This is a genomic window from Citrobacter sp. RHB25-C09 (assembly GCF_013836145.1).
Classification (GTDB): domain Bacteria; phylum Pseudomonadota; class Gammaproteobacteria; order Enterobacterales; family Enterobacteriaceae; genus Citrobacter_A.
Genome location: NZ_CP057483.1, coordinates 4,308,458 through 4,325,880 on the forward strand (window position 1 = coordinate 4,308,458; position 17,423 = coordinate 4,325,880).

Below are 17,423 nucleotides of genomic sequence, written 5' to 3' on the forward strand. Positions count from 1 at the left end.
TCAACCCACTTTCTTTGTCTGTTCATCCGAAACATTTCAACGCTAAATACGCTAATACATCAGGGGTGAGCCACGGACTGCCCCCTCCTCTTATGCTGAGCATACAATGAATAAGATTCAAGCCAATTACTACCTACAAGACTCAACCGCACGCCAGATTGTGCAACGCACAATGGGGATCATCCCCTACTCGGTAAATGTCATGAATGAGCACGGCATGATCATCGCGTCCGGCGAATCCTCACGATTACATCAGCGCCATGAAGGCGCAGTGCTGGCACTGACCGAAAACCGGGTTGTTGAAATCGACTCCGCCACCGCGGATAAGCTCAAAGGGGTGAAGCCCGGTATCAATTTACCGATTAACTTCCGCGATAGACTGATAGGGGTTCTGGGCATTACCGGTGAGCCAAGTGAAGTCAAAGCCTACGCGCAGCTCGTAAAAATGGCGTCCGAACTCATCATCGAACAAATGGCGCTACTTGAGCAAAAACAGTGGGATAAACGCTACCGGGAAGAGTTGATCAATCAGCTTATTTTGCGGGATCAGCCGCCGTCGTCGTTAAGCGCGGTCGTTTCGTGGCTGGGCGTCAATCTCCAGGTCCCACGCGTGGTGTTGATTATGGAGTTACAGCAGCCGGATCGCGACGCCCTGAGAAACCTGATGGATTATTTTGAGTACAGCGCCCGCGATCATCTGGTGACGTTTTCCGATTTCAACGAACTCATCATTTTAAAGCCCATTAGCGTGAAAAATAGCGGCTGGGATAAATCTCAGGAGCTGAATGAGCTACAGAAATTCAAGCATTACGCCCAATCCTGCGGCTTTTCACGCCTGATTGTTGGCGGCTTTTTTGCGGGCGAAAATGGTCTACGCCGCTCTTACCAGACGGCAAAATCAACGCAAGCGATGGCCAGAAGACTGAAGTTAAAGCATCAATTTATTTTTCATGATGACTACGCGCTGGCCTCTTTGCTGGGCGGACTTTCAGATACCTGGCAAGCGGAAGAGTTATCAAAAATTTGGCGTAACCTGGTCGACCAGGACGCAAAAGGCGTTTTGCAAAAAACGCTGCACCACTATTTCGAACATAATTGTGATCTCCCGCAAACAGCGACCAGTCTGCATATTCATGTCAATACTTTACGCTATCGCTTGCAGCGGGTTGAAGATATTACCGGGATAAAAATCAACAACTTAAAACAACTACTTTGGTTGTATATCGGCATGGAGCTGCATCGCTGATCTGTAGTTTCCTCCAAATTCACCTGCGCTGAGTCGCGATTATTTAGCAGAACCACCCAAGGCTATTTGAACAGGCTTCTCCATACTGCCCTCTGCAAATTTTATGGAGAAAGCAGAAGATGGTTTCAATATCCGCAACAGGCGCCATCATCGCACTCGTGGTGGCGATCGTTTTAATCTTACGAAAAGTTTCTCCCGCTTACGGCATGATGGTCGGTGCGCTGGTCGGTGGGCTCGTTGGCGGCGCCGATCTGGTGCAGACCGTTACGCTGATGGTGACCGGCGCACAGGGCATAACCAACGCCGTCCTGCGTATTCTGGCGGCAGGCGTTCTGGCGGGTGTCCTGATTGAATCCGGCGCGGCTAACACCATCGCCGAAACGGTGGTTAAAAAAGTCGGCGAAAGCCGTGCGCTTTTAGCGTTAGCTATCGCCACCATGATTTTGACTGCCGTCGGCGTGTTTATTGATGTCGCGGTGATTACCGTCGCACCGATTGCGCTGTCGATCGCCAGACGAGCAGGCTTGTCCAAACTCGCTATTTTGCTGGCGATGATTGGCGGGGGTAAAGCTGGCAACGTGATGTCGCCGAACCCCAATGCCATTGCCGCGTCAGACTCATTCCACGTTCCCCTCACCTCCGTCATGATGGCAGGGATTATTCCCGGACTGTTCGGTCTGGTGGTTGCCTACCTACTGGCCAAGCGCCTGAGCCAGAAAGGCTCGATGGTGACAGCGGAAGAGGTGATTTCAAACAGCATACATGGAGAGCAACCCGGATTCCTGGCCGCAATCAGCGCGCCGCTGGTCGCTATCGTGCTGCTGGCACTGCGCCCGCTGGCAGGAATTGCTATCGACCCACTGATTGCCCTGCCGGTGGGTGGGTTAGTCGGTGCGATCCTGATGGGCCGGTTTAAACACAGTAACGCCTTTATGATGTCCGGGTTGAATCGTATGGCACCGGTCGCCATTATGCTGCTCGGTACCGGTACGCTGGCGGGTATCATCGCGAACTCCGAGTTAAAAGATGTACTGATTCAGGGGCTAACCACATCAGGCCTGCCGTCTTATCTGCTGGCACCGATTTCCGGCGCGATCATGTCGATGGCAACCGCCTCCACAACCGCAGGCACCGCCGTCGCGGCTGGCGTGTTCAGCCAAACGCTGCTTGGCCTTGGTGTCTCAGCACTTGCCGGTGCGGCCATGATTCATGCGGGCGCAACCGTACTGGATCACCTCCCCCACGGCAGCTTCTTCCACGCCACGGGCGGCAGCGTCAGCATGCAAATCCACGAACGTTTAAAACTTCTGCCGTATGAAACCCTTGTGGGTTTTGTCATTGCATTGATTTCGACACTGATGTTCGGTGTCTTTGGACTCGCCGGGTAAGCACACGATGAAAATAGTTATTGCACCAGATTCATTTAAAGAAAGTTTATCAGCCATGCAGGTCGCGACCGCCATTGAGCAGGGCTTTCGCGAAATCTATCCCGATGCTGAATACGTGAAGTTACCAATGGCAGACGGCGGTGAAGGCACCGTTGAGTCGATGGTCGAGGCCACCCAGGGCCATTATCGCTACCTGGATGTGACGGGTCCTTTAGGGACAGAAGTCCAGGCGCGTTGGGGCGTGCTGGGCGATGGGAAAACGGCGATTATTGAAATGGCGGCGGCTTCCGGTTTGCATCATGTCCCGCCAGAAAGCCGTAATCCATTGCTCACCACCAGTTTCGGCACTGGCGAATTAATTCTTGCCGCGCTGGATCATGGTGTTGAACACATTATTCTCGGTATTGGCGGCAGCGCCACCAACGACGGGGGTGCCGGCATGCTACAGGCGCTGGGCATCGCCTTGCTCGATGAGCATGGCGAACCTCTGCCCTTCGGCGGCGGCGCCCTCGCCAGGCTGGCAAAAATCGATACCACACATGGCGATCCGCGCCTGAAAAAAATCTCTGTCACCGTAGCCTGTGACGTTAACAATCCGCTGTGCGGCCCAACGGGGGCTTCTGCAATCTTCGGTCCACAAAAAGGGGCAACCGCAGAGATGGTCGCGGTGTTAGACAGAGCGTTAGCCGTCTTTGGCACCCAGTTGCAGGAAATGACCGGGCGAGAGGTCATGAACACTGCGGGAGCAGGCGCGGCGGGCGGTATGGGGGCGGCGTTGTTAGGCGTGCTGAACGCAGAATTAAAGCCGGGCGTAGAGATTGTGATTGATGCGCTGCGCCTTGAGAGCCTCGTCGCCGACGCCAGTCTGGTGATTACGGGCGAAGGACGCCTCGACAGCCAGTCAATCTGTGGTAAAACGCCGATTGGTGTCGCGCGCTGCGCCAGGCGTTTTCAAAAACCGGTCATCGCGCTGGCTGGTGGTTTAACGCAGGATCACCAGATAGTGCATGAACACGGCCTGGATGCCGTCTTTTCCGTACTGACGCATATCAGCACGCTGCCTGAAGCGTTGCAGGAGGCCGACTATAACCTTCGCGTCACTGCGCGGAATATTGCCAGCGTCTGGAAGTTATCGCAGCAGGTACGGGAATGATGAACGCGTGCTAAAATCGCCCCCTAATCCATACCACTCAGGGCACGATCATGGCAAAAACCGCAGCAGCACTGCATATTCTGGTGAAAGAAGAGAAACTGGCACAGGAGCTTCTGGAGCAGATTAAAAACGGCGCCGACTTTGGCAATCTGGCGAAAAAACACTCTATTTGTCCGTCAGGTAAACGCGGCGGTGACTTAGGTGAATTCCGTCAGGGGCAAATGGTTCCGGCTTTCGATAAGGTCGTTTTCTCCTGCCCGGTGCTGGAGCCAACCGGCCCGCTGCACACGCAGTTCGGTTATCACATCATTAAGGTGCTGTACCGCAACTAACAAAAAGCCCGGAGTATCAACCTCCGGGCTTTTTTTGCCGGATGGCGCTACGCTTATCCGGCCTACGTTGTGGCATTGGTAGGTCGGGTAAGCGAAGCGCGACCCGACAAGGTTTATCAACCCGCGACGGCAATACGCTTCATATCAGTCATGTAGCCACGCAGTTTCTGACCCACTTTCTCAATCTGGTGGCTGCGAATCGCTTCGTTCACATCACGCAGTTGCGCGTTATCCACCGCACCTTCGGCAATTGCTTTACCCAGATCGCCTGTTTGCAGCGTGGTCATGAACTCTTTCAGCAGCGGTACGCAAGCGTAAGAGAACAGGTAGTTACCGTATTCTGCGGTATCGGAGATAACGACGTTCATTTCATACAGACGCTTACGGGCGATGGTATTCGCGATCAGCGGCAGTTCGTGCAGTGATTCATAGTAAGCAGACTCTTCGATGATGCCGGAATCGACCATGGTTTCAAATGCCAGCTCAACGCCCGCTTTCACCATCGCGATCATCAGAACGCCTTTATCGAAGTACTCCTGCTCGCTGATTTTACCTTCAAACTGCGGTGCAGTTTCGAACGCGGTTTTGCCGGTTTCTTCACGCCAGGTCAGCAGTTTCTTATCGTCATTCGCCCAGTCAGCCATCATGCCGGAAGAGAATTCGCCGGAGATGATGTCGTCCATGTGTTTCTGGAACAGCGGCGCCATGATGGTTTTCAGCTGCTCAGACAGCGCATAAGCACGCAGTTTCGCTGGATTAGACAGACGGTCCATCATCAGGGTGATACCGCCCTGCTTCAGCGCTTCGGTGATGGTTTCCCAGCCGAACTGAATCACTTTTTCTGCGTATGCCGGGTCAGTGCCTTCTTCCACCAGCTTGTCGAAGCACAGCAGAGAACCCGCCTGCAACATGCCGCACAGAATGGTCTGCTCACCCATCAGGTCAGATTTCACTTCGGCAACGAAGGAGGATTCCAGCACGCCCGCACGATGGCCGCCAGTCGCCGCAGCCCAGGCTTTGGCAATCGCCATGCCTTCGCCTTTCGGATCGTTTTCCGGATGAACGGCGATCAGCGTTGGCACACCGAAACCACGCTTGTACTCTTCACGCACTTCAGTACCCGGACACTTCGGTGCAACCATCACCACGGTGATGTCTTTACGAATTTGCTCGCCCACTTCAACGATGTTGAAGCCGTGGGAGTAGCCCAGCGCTGCGCCGTCTTTCATCAGCGGCTGCACGGAGCGCACTACGTCAGAGTGCTGTTTGTCCGGCGTCAGGTTCACGACCAGGTCTGCTTGCGGGATCAGCTCTTCATAGGTACCGACTTTAAAACCGTTTTCGGTCGCTTTACGCCAGGAGGCGCGCTTCTCGGCAATCGCTTCTTTACGCAGTGCGTAAGCAATATCCAGACCGGAGTCACGCATGTTCAGCCCCTGGTTCAGGCCCTGCGCACCACAGCCGACAATGACCACTTTCTTACCCTGAAGATAGCTTGCGCCGTCGGCGAATTCGTCGCGACCCATAAAGCGACATTTGCCCAATTGCGCCAGCTGCTGACGCAGATTCAGTGTGTTGAAGTAGTTAGCCATGGTGAACTCCGTGATGTTGTGTTGTGGTGCTTATTATTCGGTTCGCTTGCCGTGTCTTTGCAAGAGAGATTGAATCCACTATATGACAGGATTTTTATTGCGGAAATTGATATATTCACAACGTCACGTTGCAATTTCTGCAATGTAACCCTGTGAGGTAAAATCGGTGGATTTACGCGATCTAAAAATGTTTCTCCATCTGGCGGAAAGCCGCCATTTTGGGCGCAGTGCACGGGCAATGCACGTCAGCCCCTCCACGCTTTCCCGGCAGATCCAACGGCTGGAAGACGATCTCGGTCAACCGCTGTTTGTCCGCGACAATCGCACCGTCACGCTCACCGAAGCAGGCGACGAATTACGCGTCTTTGCCCAGCAGACGCTGTTGCAGTACCAGCAGTTGCGCCACACCCTCGATCAGCAAGGGCCGTCACTTTCCGGCGAACTGCATATTTTCTGCTCGGTGACAGCCGCTTACAGCCACCTCCCCCCCATTCTCGATCGCTTTCGCGCCGAACACCCGTCAGTCGAAATCAAGCTCACCACCGGCGATGCCGCTGATGCGATGGATAAAGTGATGACCGGTGAAGCAGATCTGGCAATAGCCGGAAAACCGGAGACGTTGCCAGCGGCGGTCGCCTTCTCCATGCTTGAGAATCTGGCGGTGGTGCTCATTGCGCCAGCGCTACCCTGCCCGGTACGAAATCAGGTGTCGGTGGAGAAACCGGACTGGTCCACTGTGCCGTTTATCATGGCCGATCAGGGGCCGGTACGGCGGCGCATTGAGTTGTGGTTTCGCCGCCATAAAATCAGCAACCCGCAGATTTACGCTACCGTCGGCGGTCATGAAGCAATGGTATCAATGGTCGCGCTGGGCTGTGGCGTCGCGCTGCTGCCGGAAGTAGTGCTGGAAAATAGCCCGGAACCGGTGCGCAATCGCGTGATGATTTTAGAACGCAGCGACGAAAAAACGCCGTTCGAATTGGGAGTGTGTGCGCCGAAAAAGCGACTGCATGAGCCGCTTATTGATGCATTCTGGAAAATCGTCCTTGAGAGAAAAATCGACGAAGGGCGCTGAAAATTATAAATCCGCCGGATCGACCTGCTTCATGGTTTCAACGTTCATTAACCATTGATAGAGCGGCTCAAGCTGGCGAAATCCTTCAGCCAATAGCGTGACCAGTCCGGCACCAAAAAGTGGCTCGATATCGTGGGTGTCGACAATCGCCGCGAAGGATTTTCGGTTGTACCAGGTCGCTATCGCAGGGTCGAGATCCTTAACCAGCGGGCGCTTGTAGCTCTCGCCAATCAGTTCAAACGGTGCGCGACAGCATTCTGCAACTTCCAGAAATTGCGCCGGGCGTTGTTTTAACGTGTGCCGGAAGAGATCCATGGTCGGCTTGCTGGCGCTGTAATAGCCCAGCCCATAGTGCATTTCATCCGGCGTAATGCCAAAGAAATAGGCTGGCGCATCGGTCCAGTTTTTTGCCGGGCGCTTAAACGTCAGCCACATGCGGTCGCGATACAGCGATTTATCCTGTGAAAAGCGGGTGTCGCGATGTATGCGTGACAGCGTTTTCCCGATCGCCGATCGGGTTTCAATAAGCGGATCAATTTCCAGCATCACGGGGGCCAGATCGTCCACCAGCGCGCGAAATGGCTCCAGTACGCTGCGTTCGTAGATAAAACGGTTCTCTTCGAACCATGCTTTATCGTTTTCACGTCTAACCTGTTGAAGAAACGTCAGCCCTTCTTGTGCAAATCCCTGAAAGCGTCCTGCCATCTTTTTACCCTCTGCTTTGAACTCTTTGCCGGATGGCAGCGTAAACGCCTTATCCGGCCTACCCCGCTATCCTGCCAGGAAGAACCTGAACGCCGGGTTATGCGTTTCATCATGACACTCATAGCCCAGTTCATTCAGCCGCGTTTCGAAATCCGGCTCATGCTCGCCCAGTTCAAACGCCGCCAGCACACGGCCAAAATCGGTACCGTGGCTGCGGTAATGGAACAGGGAGATGTTCCAGTGGGTACCCAGCGTATGCAGGAACTTCAGCAGCGCACCAGGTGATTCCGGAAACTCGAAGCTGAATAACCGCTCCTTGAGCGGCTTCGATGGACGACCGCCGACCATGTAGCGCACGTGCAATTTTGCCATTTCATCGTCGGAAAGATCGACCACGCTGTAGCCGCCGCTGTGCAGTAGATCCAGTATCTCTTTACGCTCTTCCAGACCGCGGCTAAGACGCACGCCGACAAAAATACAGGCGTCTTTGGCGTCGGCAAAACGGTAATTAAATTCGGTAACCGAGCGTCCGCCGAGCAGTTGGCAAAACTTCAGGAAGCTGCCTTTTTCTTCCGGGATGGTCACCGCCAGCAATGCTTCGCGCTGTTCGCCCAGTTCGCAACGTTCTGAAACGTAGCGCAGGCCGTGGAAGTTGACGTTAGCCCCGGAAAGGACATGCGCCAGACGTTCGCCGCGAATGTTGTGTTGGGCAACGTACTTTTTCATCCCTGCCAGCGCCAGTGCGCCGGAAGGCTCTGCCACCGCACGTACGTCTTCAAACAGATCTTTCATTGCCGCGCAAATGGCGTCGCTGTCGACGGTGATGATGTCGTCGAGATACTCCTGGCACAGACGGAAGGTTTCATCGCCAATACGTTTGACCGCTACACCTTCGGCAAAAAGCCCGACGCGTGGAAGATCGACCGGATGCCCGGCATCCAGCGCGGCTTTCAGGCAAGCCGAATCTTCCGCTTCAACGGCAATCACTTTGATTTGCGGCATCAACTGTTTGATCAGCACCGCCACACCGGCCGCCAGACCACCGCCACCGACCGGGACAAACACCCGATCGAGATGGGCATCCTGCTGAAGAAGTTCCAGCGCCAGGGTGCCCTGCCCGGCAATTACCATGGGGTGATCGAACGGCGGAACCCAGGTGAAACCCTGCTGCTGCGCCAGTTCAATCGCTTTGGCTTTTGCTTCATCAAAGTTGGCGCCGTGGAGCAGCACTTCACCGCCGAAGCCGCGTACAGCATCGACTTTGATATCTGCCGTTGCGACGGGCATCACAATCAGCGCTTTCACACCCAGACGTGCGGAAGAGAACGCCACGCCCTGCGCGTGGTTACCTGCCGAAGCGGTAATCACGCCGCGTGCGCGCTGTTCTGCGGTCAACCCCGCCATCATCGCGTAAGCGCCGCGCAACTTAAAGCTGTGTACCGGCTGGCGGTCTTCACGCTTAACGAGAATGACGTTATCAAGGCGCGAAGAGAGCTTTTCCATTTTCTGCAGCGGCGTCACCTGCGCCGCTTCATACACTGGCGCGCGCAGCACCGCGCGTAGATATTCCGCCCCCTCCGGGGCGGCTGACAGGGGTTGAGATTCGGCCATCATTAGCCTCCCAGCTTCGATTTATCGCGCACTGCGCCTTTATCCGCACTGGTCGCCAGGCTCGCGTAAGCACGCAGAGCAAAGGAGACTTCACGCTGACGATCTTTCGGCGTCCAGGCTTTATCACCACGGGCTTCCTGCGCTTCACGACGGGCGGCAATTTCCTGATCGCTTAGCTTCAACTGGATGCCACGGTTGGGAATATCAATTTCGATCAGATCGCCATCTTCAATGATCGCAATATTGCCGCCGCTTGCCGCTTCTGGCGAGACGTGCCCTATCGACAGACCGGATGTACCACCGGAGAAACGACCGTCGGTGATCAGTGCGCAGGCTTTACCCAGCCCCATCGACTTCAGGAACGTGGTCGGGTAGAGCATTTCCTGCATCCCCGGACCGCCCTTCGGCCCTTCGTAGCGAATGACAACCACATCGCCTTCTACCACTTTGCCGCCAAGGATAGCATCTACCGCTTCATCCTGGCTTTCATACACTTTTGCCGGACCGGTGAATTTCAGGATACTGTCATCCACGCCCGCCGTTTTCACGATACAGCCGTTTTCGGCAAAGTTGCCGTACAGCACGGCCAGGCCGCCGTCTTTGCTGTAGGCGTGTTCCAGAGAACGAATGCAGCCTTCAGCACGGTCATCATCCAGCGAATCCCAGCGGCAGTCCTGCGAAAACGCCTGGGTAGTACGAATACCCGCAGGACCTGCGCGGAACATTTTTTTGACCGACTCGTCTTTCGTCAGCATCACATCGTATTGTTCCAGGGTTTGCGGCAGCGTCAGACCGAGCACGTTTTTCACGTCGCGGTTCAACAGGCCAGCACGATCAAGTTCCCCCAGAATTCCCAGTACGCCACCCGCACGGTGTACATCTTCCATATGGTATTTCTGGGTGCTCGGCGCAACTTTGCACAGCTGCGGAACTTTGCGGGACAGTTTGTCGATATCACTCATGGTGAAGTCGATTTCCGCTTCCTGCGCGGCAGCGAGCAGGTGCAGAACGGTGTTGGTGGATCCGCCCATGGCGATATCCAGCGTCATGGCATTTTCAAACGCAGCCTTGCTGGCGATGTTGCGCGGCAACGCGGAGGCATCATCCTGCTCGTAGTAACGTTTTGTCAGCTCAACAATACGTTTACCGGCATTGAGGAACAACTGTTTACGATCGGCGTGGGTTGCCAGCAGCGAACCGTTGGCGGGCTGCGACAGCCCCAGCGCTTCGGTCAGGCAGTTCATCGAGTTGGCGGTGAACATCCCCGAGCAGGAACCGCAGGTCGGGCAGGCAGAACGTTCAACCTGATTGCTTTGATCGTCAGACACTTTCGGGTCTGCGCCCTGAATCATTGCATCAACCAGATCGAGTTTGATGATTTTGTCAGAGAGCTTGGTTTTCCCCGCTTCCATCGGACCGCCGGAAACGAAGATGACCGGAATGTTCAGGCGCAGGGAGGCCATCAGCATCCCCGGGGTGATTTTGTCACAGTTGGAGATACAGACCATCGCATCGGCGCAGTGGGCATTCACCATATACTCCACCGAGTCGGCGATAAGCTCGCGCGACGGCAGCGAATAGAGCATGCCCCCGTGCCCCATCGCGATACCGTCATCCACCGCAATGGTGTTGAATTCTTTTGCCACGCCGCCGGAGGCTTCAATTTGCTCGGCGACCAGTTTACCAAGATCGCGCAGGTGCACGTGACCCGGTACGAACTGAGTGAAGGAGTTAACGACGGCAATGATCGGTTTTCCAAAATCAGCGTCGGTCATCCCGGTAGCGCGCCACAGCGCGCGAGCACCGGCCATATTACGGCCGTGGGTCGTTGTAGCAGAACGGTACTTAGGCATCTCTTATTTACTCCCTACCTGATCCAACCAACCCCATTTATCTTCGGTTTCACCGGTAAACAGGCCGAAGAATGCTTGCTGGATGCGTTTAGTAACCGGACCGCAGCGCCCTTCCCCTACCTGAATGCCGTCTACGCTGCGCACGGGGGTGATTTCCGCTGCGGTACCAGACATGAAGACTTCGTCGGCAAGGTACAGCGATTCGCGGGAAAGGACCTGCTCACGTACTTCAATGCCCAGATCTTTCGCCAGCTTGATGATGGCATCACGCGTAATGCCAGGCAGCGCGGAAGAGGTAAACGGCGGCGTAAACAGTACGCCGTCTTTCACTTCAAACAGATTCTCACCTGCGCCTTCAGAGATATAGCCATTCACATCCAGTGCGATACCTTCCTGGTAGCCATGACGACGCGCTTCACTCCCAACCAGAAGGGAAGACAGATAGTTGCCGCCCGCTTTGGCGGCGGTTGGGATGGTGTTCGGCGCAGCGCGGTTCCATGAGGAAACCATTGCGTCGATCCCCTGCTCCAGCGCTTCAGCGCCCAGATAAGCCCCCCACGGGAACGCGGCAATGATGACATCAGTGGTGTATCCCGGAGGTGGGTTAACGCCCATGCCCACATCTCCGACAAACACCAGAGGACGAATGTAAGCGCTGGTCAGGTTGTTCTCACGGATCACTTCGCGGCAGGCTTCCATCAGTTCATCGACGCTCTGAGACACCGGGAAACGATAAATTTTTGCTGAATCATGCAGACGCTGCATATGTTCGCGATGGCGGAACACCACTGGTCCTTTGTGAGAATCGTAGCAACGGATACCTTCGAACACAGACGTACCGTAGTGCAGGGCGTGGGACATCACATGGACTTTCGCGTCCTCCCAGCGAACCATCTCACCGTTGAACCAAATGTAATCAGCTTTTTTTGTCGTCATCTTTTCTTCCTGTCGCGCTTAAGCACGGATTTGTTGTGATGTGGTTGTGCTCTGGCAGATGGCAACATGCGCCACATCCACCAGTTTACTTAATTGACTAAACAGTAAGTCGACCGAGCGCGGGCTGGCAACGGTCAATTCAATATTTATATTCTGCGCGTCGCTGGCGGCCTCCATGTTCATGGCGCACACCTGAAAACCGCGATGGCGGACCACGCGTAACACGCGTTCTAACGTTTCCGGATTGAAGCGAGCTTCTACGGCGACTTGATGTTGCATCATGATAATTTCTCCAGCATTTCAGCGTTGCTGGCGCCAGGCGGCACCAGAGGCCAGACATTCTCAAGTTCGTCTATTGAGACATGAAGCAGGTATGGCCCCTCACTATTCAGCATGGTGTCGAGTGCCGCTTCAACCTGGTCTTTACGGGTGATGTGTTGGCCAGGGATGCCGAAGGCGCTGGCTAACGTAAGAAAATCGGGGTTATCGGTCAGGGTGGTTTCACTATATCGTTCCTGGAAAAACAGTTGCTGCCATTGTCGAACCATACCTAACCGTTGGTTATCCAGTAAGACGATCTTTAACGGTAACTGCTTGCGTTTTACGGTGCCCAACTCCTGAACATTCATCATGAAGGAGCCGTCACCGGAGATACAGATAACTGTGTCATTCGGCCGGGCAGCCTGAGCGCCCACCGCTGCCGGTAAGCCAAACCCCATTGTGCCGAGGCCACTGGAGGTGATGAAGTTTTCCGGCTGGTTGTGGCTCATATGCTGCGCTGACCACATCTGATGCTGCCCCACGTCCGTTGTGATCACGCAGTTAGCTGGTTTACGTTCTGACAGCTGTTTCAGCAGCAATGGCGCGTAGATAGACTCGCCAGGGTGATCGTAACGCCAGGCATGCTCTGCGCGCAGTTCAGCGTTATGTTGACGCCATTCATCGATGCTTAATGGTTGCTGCAGCACCGGTAACAATGCGTTCAGGTCGCTTTGCAAGGTTACGTGTGCACGCCGCAGTTTGTTCAGTTCAGCCGGGTCGATATCCATATGGATTACGCTGGCGTTAGGTGCGAAGGTATCCAGCTTGCCAGTTACCCGGTCATCAAAACGTGCGCCTACGGCGATCAGCAAGTCGCACTCTTGTACCGCATAGTTCGCTGCTTTGGTGCCATGCATGCCTAACATGCCCAGATAGTACGGATAATCGTCCTCAACCGCGCCCAGGCCTTTCAATGTGCAGGTTATTGGCATTTGCGTGACCGCGAGGAACTCACGCAGCGCGGGAACCGCTTGCGCCATACCCACGCCACCGCCAACGTACAGCATCGGCTTTTGCGCCAGGGCCAACATCTGTCGCGCCTTTTCAACCTCAGCGTGCGGGAAAGCGGCTTCGTTTTCGACAGTGGTGAAATACGGCTCCAGCGCCCCACTGGCTAACTGGATATCTTTGGGAATATCGACCAGTACCGGCCCCGGACGGCCTGAATTCGCAACGTCGAACGCTTCTGCCATGATGCGCGGCAACTCTTCCAGTGACTGCACGAGAAAGCTGTGCTTGGTACACGCCAGTGACAGCCCTAACACGTCAACTTCCTGAAACGCATCAGTACCGATGAACGGTGCGGCAACCTGGCCGGTGATGGCAACAACGGGAACCGAATCTAACAGCGCGTCAGCCAGGCCGGTGATGAGGTTGGTCGCCCCTGGACCGGATGTGGCGATACACACGCCAGTTTTCCCCGTTGCGCGGGCGTAACCGATGGCCGCCATTGCCGCACCCTGCTCGTGTCGGCACAACAGGTGCTCCACGCCACCGTCGTATAACGCATCGTAGACCGGCATAATTGCGCCACCGGGGTAGCCGAAAACAGCCTCGACACCCTGTGCTCGCAACGCATGTACCACCCACTGAGCTCCATTCATAGTTAGTTCCCCGCCGTAAATCTTGAGAAACAGAATTTTATGCTGGCACTCATTTTCTGCTCCTCATTTAAGTTTTTAAGGTCAAAAAAAACCCCCGGACCTTTCGGTGCGGGGGTCTTAGTTCGTTAAGGCTTGATTTCTAAGCCTTTCCTCGTCCAAGTGCAGCCCCGCACGATGGGATAATAATCACCACCACGCTAATCACGACCAGGCTAATCACTCGTAGAAGGGCTGTCATTTTTGTCTATTCTTGCATCTTGTTCGAAGGAATGCCTAAAGAGTTACCATAGATTTTGCCAATAGCACAAGATATTTTTGCTCACGTTTTTCTTTCAGAGATCACGACTTCGCAAAAACGCGTTGTTTTTTATAAGAAAAGAGGAATCTGAAAAAAATTCATTTTTCGTCCTTCCGGGAAACATCGATTCAGCAAGAGAATCCGTCCAGCCCTTTTATGCGAGGCAGATTCCAGAACCGACAAAGATGTTTTGAAAATACGTAAAAATACTGGAATTCATGCAGAAAGAACGTGATTTGCAGAAATATTAGCGGAGCGATTTTCGCCATACTGGCGGTAACCGGAGGAACTATGTCACTGTCAATCGTTCACACTCGTGCCGCTCTTGGCGTTAATGCGCCCGCCATTACCATTGAAGTACATATCAGTAACGGCCTACCCGGTCTTACCATGGTAGGTTTGCCCGAAACGACCGTTAAAGAGGCCCGTGATCGGGTGCGCAGCGCACTAATTAATAGCGGGTATGAATACCCCGCAAAGAAAATCACGATCAATCTCGCGCCTGCAGATCTGCCTAAAGAGGGTGGAAGATATGATCTACCTATTGCTGTCGCGCTTCTGGTCGCTTCTGAGCAACTTATAACGCATAAACTTGATGCATATGAGCTTGTGGGGGAATTAGCCCTTACAGGCGCGTTACGCGGCGTTCCCGGCGCGATATCAAGTGCAACTGAAGCTATTCGAGCCGGGAGGGGCATTATTGTCGCCAAAGAGAATGAGGAAGAGGTCGGGCTTATTAATGGCAAAGGCTGCCTGGTTGCGGATCACCTGCAAGCGGTTTGTGCCTTTCTGGAGGGGAAGCAAGATCTGTGTCACCCCGTCACGGGGGATGCTCATTTCACTGCTTCGCTTGACGATCTTAGTGACATTATCGGCCAGGAACAGGGAAAGCGAGGGCTCGAGATCACGGCCGCAGGTGGACATAATCTGCTATTGATCGGTCCACCCGGCACGGGTAAAACCATGCTCGCCAGCCGACTCAATGGATTGCTGCCGCCACTGAGTAATGAAGAAGCACTGCAAAGTGCGGCTATTCTCAGCCTGGTCAATTCCACGTCCGTGCAAAAACAATGGAAGCAGCGCCCCTTCCGTTCCCCTCACCACAGCGCCTCTCTGACGGCGATGGTTGGCGGAGGTTCCATTCCCGCGCCGGGGGAAATTTCTCTGGCCCACAATGGCATATTGTTCCTGGATGAACTGCCTGAGTTCGAGCGCCGAACTTTAGATGCATTACGTGAACCCATAGAGTCCGGGCAAATCCATCTTTCTCGTACTCGCGCCAAAATATCCTATCCCGCTCGCTTTCAACTTGTGGCGGCGATGAATCCCAGCCCTACAGGACATTATCAGGGGAATCATAACCGCTGTAGTCCAGAGCAGACTTTGCGCTATCTCAGCCGACTCTCCGGCCCCTTTCTTGACCGCTTTGATCTCTCACTGGAGATCCCACTTCCTCCACCAGGCATTCTTAGCCAGACCGACATTAAAGGAGAAAGTAGTGCGACGGTAAAAATACGCGTTATGGCGGCTCAGAAACGGCAGTATGAACGCCAGGGTAAACTCAACGCGCAGTTGGCAAATCAGGAGATACGTAAATTCTGTCGGCTGGATAGTGAGGATTCGCAGTGGCTTGAGGAGACACTTATCCACCTGGGATTATCTATTAGGGCGTGGCAACGGCTATTAAAAGTCTCCCGGACCATTGCCGACCTCGAACAGGCCGACAGTATCGCACGTCGACATTTGCAGGAAGCAGTTAGCTACCGGGCGATTGATCGACTCCTTACGCACCTGCAAAAGTTACTGGCATAAAAAAAGGGCTTACGCCCTTTTTTATTAATCATCAGACTCAGTATAGTCTTCTGCGCCTTCCATCTGCGGCTTACCGCCTGACAGGGTATGGAAGCGCTTTGGTCGCTTAATACGCGACATGTATTTTGACCAGACGCGTTCCGCCTCAGTCACCGGCTCACGCTGACCACGGCACACCGCAACAAAGAGTTTCTCTTCCTCGGTTACCGGCTCACGTTTGCCCAGATCCAGCTCGTTGAAGGCATAACCGTGACGTTCAAGCAGTTGTGCCTCTTTGATGGTGAAATCACCATGACGAGAGAATCCTCGTGGGTAATATTTGTTGTCGAAATATCGATTAGTCGTCGTAAAGCTTTCCGCCATCCTGCACGCTCCTAATTCTTTGGCCGAGCTATTTATGGCGCGGAGTATTAGTTACGCTTGACAGAGTGTAAAACAAAACATTTAAATCATAACGACAAATAATTTTGTGGAGAGCACTGTGGATACGGAATTGTTAAAAACTTTCCTGGAAGTAAGCCGGACGCGCCACTTTGGCCGTGCCGCCGAAGCGCTCTACCTGACTCAATCAGCGGTAAGCTTTCGGATTAGACAATTAGAAAATCAGTTGGGCGTGAATCTTTTTACCCGACACAGGAACAATATCCGTTTAACCGCAGCCGGTGAGAAATTACTGCCTTATGCGGAAACGCTGATGAATACGTGGCAGGCAGCACGTAAAGAAGTTGCTCATACATCGCGACATAATGAGTTTTCTATCGGGGCCAGCGCTTCGCTATGGGAGTGTATGCTCAATAACTGGTTAGGAAGGCTCTACCAGTCCCAGGATCCGCAGACTAGCCTGCAATTTGAGGCGCGTATCGCCCAGCGTCAGTCGCTGGTTAAACAATTGCATGAGCGCCAACTTGATCTGCTTATTACGACTGAAGCCCCAAAAATGGATGAGTTTAGTAGTCAGCTGTTAGGGCATTTCAATCTTGCGCTGTATTGCACGACTCCTTCAACCTTAAAAGCCAGTCTGAATTATTTACGCCTGGAATGGGGGCCGGACTTTCAGCAGCATGAGATGGGGTTAATTGCTGCAGATGAGGTGCCCACCCTCACAACCAGCTCTGCAGAGCTAGCGAAGCAACAGCTCGCGCCGTTGAACGGTTGTACCTGGTTACCAATGAAATGGGCTAAAGAAAAAGGTGGATTACATACGGTTGCTGACAGCGCAACGCTTTCACGCCCGCTTTACGCTATATGGCTGCAAAACAGTGATAAATACGCGCTGATCAAGGATCTTTTAAATATCAAAGTCCTGGAAGAATAATATTTAAGGTACGCCGGCAAGGATGCCAGCCAGGGAAAGATATGAAGAAGGGCTGTTTAAAAGACAAAAAAAATCCTTAGCAAATGCTAAGGATTATTTTCTGGCAGGGGCGGAGAGACTCGAACTCCCAACACCCGGTTTTGGAGACCGGTGCTCTACCAATTGAACTACGCCCCTAATTA

General features: G+C 53.9%; 16 protein-coding genes and 1 tRNA gene. 7 read left to right on the top strand and 10 right to left on the bottom strand.

The features are described 5' to 3' along the window. The first annotated feature begins 106 nt into the window (after positions 1–106). The 4 genes from HVY19_RS20330 to ppiC all read left to right on the top strand — a co-directional run bounded on the left by HVY19_RS20330 (position 107) and on the right by ppiC (position 4,119). Positions 107–1,246, top strand: coding sequence for a sugar diacid recognition domain-containing protein (locus HVY19_RS20330; protein ID WP_181682367.1), 1,140 nt, complete (start codon positions 107–109; stop codon positions 1,244–1,246). A 119-nt stretch (positions 1,247–1,365) separates the two neighbouring features. Next, positions 1,366–2,634: a GntP family permease gene (locus HVY19_RS20335; protein ID WP_181682368.1), complete on the top strand. Its 1,269-nt coding sequence runs from the start codon at positions 1,366–1,368 to the stop codon at positions 2,632–2,634. 7 nt (positions 2,635–2,641) lie between these two features. After that, positions 2,642–3,787 carry a glycerate kinase gene (locus HVY19_RS20340; RefSeq protein ID WP_181682369.1) on the top strand — a complete coding sequence of 382 codons (1,146 nt, stop codon included), beginning with the start codon at positions 2,642–2,644 and terminating at the stop codon, positions 3,785–3,787. A gap of 50 nt (positions 3,788–3,837) precedes the next feature. Next, complete coding sequence (ppiC, locus tag HVY19_RS20345; protein WP_181682370.1) at positions 3,838–4,119, top strand: peptidylprolyl isomerase PpiC; 282 nt, start codon at positions 3,838–3,840, stop codon at positions 4,117–4,119. A gap of 116 nt (positions 4,120–4,235) precedes the next feature. Here ppiC and ilvC read toward each other — a convergent pair whose 3' ends face one another. Continuing rightward, the gene (gene ilvC / locus HVY19_RS20350) at positions 4,236–5,711 is read right to left on the bottom strand and encodes a ketol-acid reductoisomerase (RefSeq protein WP_181682371.1); all 1,476 of its coding nucleotides are present in this window, start codon (positions 5,709–5,711) and stop codon (positions 4,236–4,238) included. A 166-nt stretch (positions 5,712–5,877) separates the two neighbouring features. On the opposite strand from ilvC, the gene ilvY reads away from it, so the two are divergent. Continuing rightward, on the top strand, positions 5,878–6,786 hold the full coding sequence (gene ilvY, locus HVY19_RS20355) for an HTH-type transcriptional activator IlvY (RefSeq protein ID WP_181682372.1): 909 nt from the start codon (positions 5,878–5,880) through the stop codon (positions 6,784–6,786). 3 nt (positions 6,787–6,789) lie between these two features. On the opposite strand, the gene HVY19_RS20360 is transcribed toward ilvY, so the two are convergent. The 7 genes from HVY19_RS20360 to ilvL all read right to left on the bottom strand — a co-directional run bounded on the left by HVY19_RS20360 (position 6,790) and on the right by ilvL (position 14,054). Continuing rightward, on the bottom strand, positions 6,790–7,491 hold the full coding sequence (locus HVY19_RS20360) for a DUF2461 domain-containing protein (protein WP_181682373.1): 702 nt from the start codon (positions 7,489–7,491) through the stop codon (positions 6,790–6,792). 66 nt (positions 7,492–7,557) lie between these two features. Further along, entirely contained in the window at positions 7,558–9,102 is a 1,545-nt protein-coding gene (gene ilvA / locus HVY19_RS20365; RefSeq protein WP_181684342.1) for a threonine ammonia-lyase, biosynthetic, read from the bottom strand. Between the two features lie 2 nt (positions 9,103–9,104). Then, positions 9,105–10,955, bottom strand: coding sequence for a dihydroxy-acid dehydratase (ilvD, locus tag HVY19_RS20370; protein ID WP_181682374.1), 1,851 nt, complete (start codon positions 10,953–10,955; stop codon positions 9,105–9,107). Positions 10,956–10,958: 3 nt separating this feature from the next. Further along, positions 10,959–11,891: a branched-chain-amino-acid transaminase gene (gene ilvE, locus HVY19_RS20375; protein ID WP_181682375.1), complete on the bottom strand. Its 933-nt coding sequence runs from the start codon at positions 11,889–11,891 to the stop codon at positions 10,959–10,961. Between the two features lie 18 nt (positions 11,892–11,909). Then, entirely contained in the window at positions 11,910–12,173 is a 264-nt protein-coding gene (ilvM, locus tag HVY19_RS20380; protein WP_181509874.1) for an acetolactate synthase 2 small subunit, read from the bottom strand. After that, positions 12,170–13,816, bottom strand: coding sequence for an acetolactate synthase 2 catalytic subunit (ilvG, locus tag HVY19_RS20385; protein WP_181682376.1), 1,647 nt, complete (start codon positions 13,814–13,816; stop codon positions 12,170–12,172). Before ilvG ends, ilvM begins: the two co-directional genes overlap by 4 nt. Positions 13,817–13,955: 139 nt before the next feature. Further along, positions 13,956–14,054, bottom strand: coding sequence for an ilv operon leader peptide (gene ilvL / locus HVY19_RS20390; RefSeq protein ID WP_042326053.1), 99 nt, complete (start codon positions 14,052–14,054; stop codon positions 13,956–13,958). A 351-nt stretch (positions 14,055–14,405) separates the two neighbouring features. Here ilvL and HVY19_RS20395 point away from each other — a divergent pair, with 351 nt between their 5' ends. After that, on the top strand, positions 14,406–15,926 hold the full coding sequence (locus HVY19_RS20395; RefSeq protein WP_181682377.1) for a YifB family Mg chelatase-like AAA ATPase: 1,521 nt from the start codon (positions 14,406–14,408) through the stop codon (positions 15,924–15,926). A 24-nt stretch (positions 15,927–15,950) separates the two neighbouring features. Here HVY19_RS20395 and maoP read toward each other — a convergent pair whose 3' ends face one another. Further along, positions 15,951–16,289 carry a macrodomain Ori organization protein MaoP gene (maoP, locus tag HVY19_RS20400; protein WP_181682378.1) on the bottom strand — a complete coding sequence of 113 codons (339 nt, stop codon included), beginning with the start codon at positions 16,287–16,289 and terminating at the stop codon, positions 15,951–15,953. A 106-nt stretch (positions 16,290–16,395) separates the two neighbouring features. On the opposite strand from maoP, the gene hdfR reads away from it, so the two are divergent. Beyond that, a complete protein-coding gene (gene hdfR, locus HVY19_RS20405; RefSeq protein ID WP_181682379.1) occupies positions 16,396–17,241 on the top strand; it encodes an HTH-type transcriptional regulator HdfR in 846 nt (281 codons plus the stop codon). A gap of 101 nt (positions 17,242–17,342) precedes the next feature. Here hdfR and HVY19_RS20410 read toward each other — a convergent pair. Next, a tRNA-Trp gene (locus tag HVY19_RS20410) sits at positions 17,343–17,418 on the bottom strand. Between the last annotated feature and the right edge of the window lie 5 nt (positions 17,419–17,423).

What these genes read in the sequence shown, in the direction of transcription:
- HVY19_RS20330 (WP_181682367.1), top strand. Translation starts at nt 107, where the DNA reads ATGAATAAGATTCAAGCCAATTACTACCTACAAGACTCAACCGCACGC.
- HVY19_RS20335 (WP_181682368.1), top strand. Translation starts at nt 1,366, where the DNA reads ATGGTTTCAATATCCGCAACAGGCGCCATCATCGCACTCGTGGTGGCG.
- HVY19_RS20340 (WP_181682369.1), top strand. Translation starts at nt 2,642, where the DNA reads ATGAAAATAGTTATTGCACCAGATTCATTTAAAGAAAGTTTATCAGCC.
- ppiC (WP_181682370.1), top strand. Translation starts at nt 3,838, where the DNA reads ATGGCAAAAACCGCAGCAGCACTGCATATTCTGGTGAAAGAAGAGAAA.
- ilvC (WP_181682371.1), bottom strand. Translation starts at nt 5,711, where the DNA reads ATGGCTAACTACTTCAACACACTGAATCTGCGTCAGCAGCTGGCGCAA.
- HVY19_RS20360 (WP_181682373.1), bottom strand. Translation starts at nt 7,491, where the DNA reads ATGGCAGGACGCTTTCAGGGATTTGCACAAGAAGGGCTGACGTTTCTT.
- ilvA (WP_181684342.1), bottom strand. Translation starts at nt 9,102, where the DNA reads ATGGCCGAATCTCAACCCCTGTCAGCCGCCCCGGAGGGGGCGGAATAT.
- ilvD (WP_181682374.1), bottom strand. Translation starts at nt 10,955, where the DNA reads ATGCCTAAGTACCGTTCTGCTACAACGACCCACGGCCGTAATATGGCC.
- ilvE (WP_181682375.1), bottom strand. Translation starts at nt 11,891, where the DNA reads ATGACGACAAAAAAAGCTGATTACATTTGGTTCAACGGTGAGATGGTT.
- ilvM (WP_181509874.1), bottom strand. Translation starts at nt 12,173, where the DNA reads ATGATGCAACATCAAGTCGCCGTAGAAGCTCGCTTCAATCCGGAAACG.
- ilvG (WP_181682376.1), bottom strand. Translation starts at nt 13,816, where the DNA reads ATGAATGGAGCTCAGTGGGTGGTACATGCGTTGCGAGCACAGGGTGTC.
- ilvL (WP_042326053.1), bottom strand. Translation starts at nt 14,054, where the DNA reads ATGACAGCCCTTCTACGAGTGATTAGCCTGGTCGTGATTAGCGTGGTG.
- HVY19_RS20395 (WP_181682377.1), top strand. Translation starts at nt 14,406, where the DNA reads ATGTCACTGTCAATCGTTCACACTCGTGCCGCTCTTGGCGTTAATGCG.
- maoP (WP_181682378.1), bottom strand. Translation starts at nt 16,289, where the DNA reads ATGGCGGAAAGCTTTACGACGACTAATCGATATTTCGACAACAAATAT.